The sequence below is a fragment of the Micromonospora sp. M51 genome (assembly GCF_018070305.1).
Taxonomy (GTDB): domain Bacteria; phylum Actinomycetota; class Actinomycetes; order Mycobacteriales; family Micromonosporaceae; genus Micromonospora; species Micromonospora parva.
This window is the reverse complement of sequence record NZ_JAGPXZ010000907.1, coordinates 1-2,198: the sequence shown is the minus strand read 5'-3', so window position 1 is coordinate 2,198 and position 2,198 is coordinate 1. Positions and strand designations below refer to the sequence as shown.

Here is a 2,198-nt window from a genome sequence, read left to right as displayed (position 1 = left end):
GGCGTGGGCAGCGGCCCGCGCGGCGGTGGCGGCGGTGGCGGTGGCCGCTGGTACCGGGGTCGTCGCCCCGGGCGTGGCTGACCGGAACCGATCACTGGCAGCGGGCCCACGGCGCGATTCCGGCGTCGTGGGCCCGGCCCGGTACTGTCTTCGTGATGGAGTCCGACGCCCTCTTCTCCCTCGGTGAACCGACCGGGTCGCGCAGCGCGCCCGACGGTCACGCCGGTGTCGACGGCTTCACCGCGGTGGCCGACGATTCGCCCCTGCCGGTCCGGATGCGCCCGGTCACCCTCGACGAGTTGGTCGGGCAGGAGCACCTGCTCGCTCCCGGTGCACCGCTGCGGCAACTGGTCTCCGGCGGGGCGCCGATGTCGGTGATCCTCTGGGGTCCGCCGGGCAGCGGCAAGACCACCATCGCGCACCTGGTGGCCGGGGCCACCGACCGCCGCTTCGTGGCCATGTCGGCGCTCTCCGCCGGGGTGAAGGACGTCCGGGCGGTGATCGAGACGGCCCGCCGCCAGCGCCGTTCCGGCGGCCCGCAGACAGTGCTCTTCATCGACGAGGTGCACCGGTTCAGCAAGACCCAACAGGATTCGCTGCTCGCCGCCGTCGAGGACCGCACGGTCACCCTGCTGGCGGCGACCACCGAGAACCCGTACTTCTCGGTCATCTCACCGTTGCTGTCGCGGTGCGTGCTGCTCACCCTGCAACCGTTGGACGACGAGGCGGTGCGGGGCCTGCTGCGCCGCGCGGTCGCCGACAAGCGCGGCCTGGACGGTGCGCTGACCCTCACCACCGAGGCCGAGGACCACCTGGTCCGGCTGGCCGCCGGTGACGTCCGCAAGGCCCTCACCGCCTTGGAGGCGGCGGCGGCCTCCGCCACGGCCCTCGGCGGCGGGCGGATCGACCTGGCCACCGCCGAGCAGGCGGTCGACGTGGCGGCGGTGCGCTACGACCGCGACGGCGACGCCCACTACGACGTGGTCAGCGCCTTCATCAAGAGCATGCGCGGCTCGGACGTGGACGCCGCGGTGCACTGGCTGGCCCGCATGCTGGTCGCCGGTGAGGACGCCCGCTTCATCGCCCGTCGCCTGGTCATCTTCGCCAGCGAGGACGTGGGCATGGCCGACCCGACCGCGTTGAGCGTCGCCACCGCCGCCGCGCACGCTGTCGAGTACGTGGGCCTGCCCGAAGCGCAGCTCAACCTGGCCCAGGCGGTGATCCACCTGGCCACCGCGCCGAAGTCGAACTCGGCCACCACCGCCATCGGCGCCGCGATCGCCGACGTCCGGGCCGGTCGCGGTGGCCCGGTGCCCCGAGGGCTGCGCGACGCGCACTACGCCGGTGCGCGTGGGTTGGGCCACGGGACCGGCTACCGCTACCCGCACGACGACCAGCGCGGCGTGGTCACCCAGCAGTACGTTCCGGACGACCTGGTGGGCACCGACTACTACCAGCCCAGCCCACACGGTGCGGAGCGGTCGGTGGCCGGCCGGCTGCCGCTGCTGCGCCGGATCGTGCGTGGTCTGCCGGCCCCGGCCGCGCGGCCGACGCCGGCATCCGAGCCGTCCGTAACGGCGCAGAACGCGCCAGCGCTATCCCCGCGGGTCGCCCGTCCGACGACGGACACGGGTGCCCCCGGCCTTATGCAGGACAGCGGCACCGACGCCGCAGGAGAGGGTCAACAGTGAGATCGCGTGGTGGGGACCGCCCGGACGAGGGCCCGGACGAGCGGCGCGATCCGCGTGCCAAGACCCGCCGTTGGGGTCGTGGCCGGGCGGCCGAGCCAGAGCCGGAGGAGCCGGTCGCCGGCGAGGAGTTCGGCTGGATCGACGACCTGCGCTCGGCCAAGCAGCAACGCACCGAGCTGGGCCCGGACGGCGCACCGGCGGAGCCGAACCGCCCCCGGGGCGGCATGCCGCCCGCAGACCCGGCCGGGCCGCCGGCCCAGGCCGCCCCGCGTACGCCGGCAGAGCCGCCCGGTGCGCGCGGCGGTGGGCCGGAGGCCTCGGCGCCGCCGACCCCGCGTCAGGGTGAGCCGGGCGTCGCCGCCCGTCGACCGGTCGACGGCCCCTGGCCGGGGGAGACGCCGCCAGCGGGCCGCCGCCCGGATGACCGGCCATCCGCCCCGGTCCCCGGCGCACCCGGGCAGCCACCGCGCCGAGGCGTGCAGCCGGTGCCGGGCGCCCGCGCCGCCG

General features: G+C 76.0%; 1 protein-coding gene and 1 pseudogene. Both read left to right on the top strand.

All coding sequences use genetic code 11. The features are described 5' to 3' along the window. Positions 1 to 155 precede the first annotated feature (155 nt). Positions 156 to 1,691: a replication-associated recombination protein A gene (locus KBX53_RS30555; protein ID WP_210863179.1), complete on the top strand. Its 1,536-nt coding sequence runs from the start codon at positions 156 to 158 to the stop codon at positions 1,689 to 1,691. Further along, a pseudogene (locus tag KBX53_RS30550) lies at positions 1,688 to 2,198 on the top strand (hypothetical protein); the annotation flags it as partial. The gene KBX53_RS30555 and the pseudogene KBX53_RS30550, both read left to right, overlap by 4 nt.

Bases quoted from the DNA above. Each gene is read 5' to 3' on its own strand.
- KBX53_RS30555 (WP_210863179.1), top strand. From the start codon at position 156: ATGGAGTCCGACGCCCTCTTCTCCCTCGGTGAACCGACCGGGTCGCGC.